The sequence below is a fragment of the Halomonas sp. BC1 genome, assembly GCF_002078135.1.
Taxonomy (GTDB): Bacteria; Pseudomonadota; Gammaproteobacteria; order Pseudomonadales; family Halomonadaceae; genus Vreelandella; species Vreelandella stevensii.
The window spans coordinates 210663-212491 of sequence record NZ_LFGS01000015.1 but is presented as its reverse complement, the minus strand read 5'-3'; the positions used below and the strand labels follow the sequence as shown (position 1 = coordinate 212491).

2 protein-coding genes and 1 pseudogene are annotated in these 1829 nt (G+C 56.8%); 2 read left to right on the top strand and 1 reads right to left on the bottom strand.

What is annotated here, in order from left to right; all coding sequences use genetic code 11:
• Positions 1-297 precede the first annotated feature (297 nt).
• On the top strand, positions 298-1014 hold the full coding sequence (pcsA, locus tag B7L72_RS12340; RefSeq protein ID WP_446718570.1) for a phosphatidylcholine synthase: 717 nt from the start codon (positions 298-300) through the stop codon (positions 1012-1014).
• Positions 1015-1041: 27 nt separating this feature from the next.
• Positions 1042-1644, top strand: coding sequence for a DNA-3-methyladenine glycosylase I (locus tag B7L72_RS12335; protein WP_039175122.1), 603 nt, complete (start codon positions 1042-1044; stop codon positions 1642-1644).
• On the opposite strand, the pseudogene B7L72_RS18585 reads toward B7L72_RS12335, so the two are convergent.
• Positions 1629-1829, bottom strand: a pseudogene (locus B7L72_RS18585) (hypothetical protein); the annotation flags it as partial. The gene B7L72_RS12335 and the pseudogene B7L72_RS18585 overlap by 16 nt on opposite strands.

The window sequence follows — 1829 nt, the reverse complement described above, 5'->3', positions numbered from 1 at the left end:
AAAATACGAGAGTCTGCCTGCCCAAAGCGCTGACGCAGAAAATCAAGCGCTGCTTGAATATCACTTGGCTGTTGATAAAACTGCCGATATTCGTCTAATAAAAGGGAAAGCGCTTCCAAGTCCTGGATGGTCGCTAGGCGAACAGTGGTCATATCGATTACCTCAACGCGTGGTTATAAAGGGAGCGGGGCATATTCTCTGGGGGCAATCTTGTAGTAGTGTAGCGTTCTTTATACGCTCATTTATAAACCTGATAGAAAGGGAACGGCCGTTCCCCATGGGGTCAAGGTGGCTCAATTGCTCTCTTCACACACAGAATCGCGCGCCTCGGTCTACAAGGCCTGGAGCGTGCATGTCTTCACTGCCAGCGGTGTCTTGCTGGGCACCATGGCGCTGTTGGCGCTGATCGATAACAACCCCGTGGCCTGCCTGCTGTGGCTAGGCGCCGCCATGATGGTAGACGGCCTGGACGGCACCCTGGCGCGCAAGTATGAAGTGAAGACCATTCTGCCCCACTTCGATGGCTCCACGCTGGATATGGTGATCGACTATCTCACCTGGGCATTCATCCCGGCGCTGTTCATCTACTTTTTCGTCGAGCTGCCCACCCACTTCGAACTGCTCTCGGTCTTCATCATCCTGCTCTCCTCCATGTTCTGCTTTTGCAACGTGAACATGAAAAGCCAGGACAACTACTTTGTCGGTTTTCCTGCTGCCTGGAACATCATCGCCGCCTACTTCTACATTCTTGATTTTCCGCCGTTTGTCACCTTCGCGATCATTCTGCTCATGGCGGCCCTCACCGTCACCCGCATGAAGTTTCTGCACCCTTTCCGGGTACGGCAATTCATGCCGCTGAACATCACGGTCACGCTGGTGTGGTGTGTGTGCACGACTTCGCTGATTCTCTCGCACCCCACCCATGCCTCCTGGGCCTTGTGGGGCTGGATGCTGACATCGGTCTACTTCACCGGCATGTGCCTGTGGCGCACCGCTCGGGAATGGTTTGCCTGATCCTCTGACCACCACGGTACACGACGGATGACGAACGGCTTTATCGCCCCGGATGGGCAACCCCGCTGCCAGTGGTGCGCAGGAGCGCCAGAATTCCTGCCGTACCACGACCAGGAGTGGGGGTTTCCGGTCGATAACGACCAGCGCCTGTTCGAAAAACTTTGTTTGGAAAGCTTTCAGTCGGGGCTCAGCTGGCGCACGATCCTCAATAAGCGCGACAACTTTCGCGCCGCTTTTCACCACTTCGATTTTCATCAGGTAGCCCACTTTGGCGAACAGGACGTGGAGCGCTTACTGCAAGACGCGGGCATCATTCGTCATCGTGGAAAAATCGAAGCCACCATCAATAACGCCCAGCGCGCCCAGGAGATGGTCGAGCAGGAAGGGTCGCTGGCGGCGTTCTTCTGGCGCTATGAGCCCAGCGACACCGTGGCCCCCCAATCGCAGACCACCTCGCCAGAATCCATCGCCATGGCGAAGGAGCTGAAAAAACGCGGCTGGAAATTCTTCGGCCCCACCACGGCGTTCGCCTTTATGCAGGCCATGGGGCTGCTCAACGACCACTCGCTCCACTGCATCACACGCGAACAGGTGGAACAGGCGCGCAGGCAGTTTCAGCGCCCGGGCTGATTTGCTACGGTCATCATCGCCTGCGCCAGGCGAGTAAAGTCCAATAGGCTTTTCTGGCTCTGTGGCTGCAGCACCGCTTCGACCGCTCGCTGCCAATCCTGCCATGCAAACACGCGATAATTCGGCATCTCTAGCTGGCCCAGCAGCTTCCAGATGGCCAGGAACTGATGCTGCCAGGTGTCTGC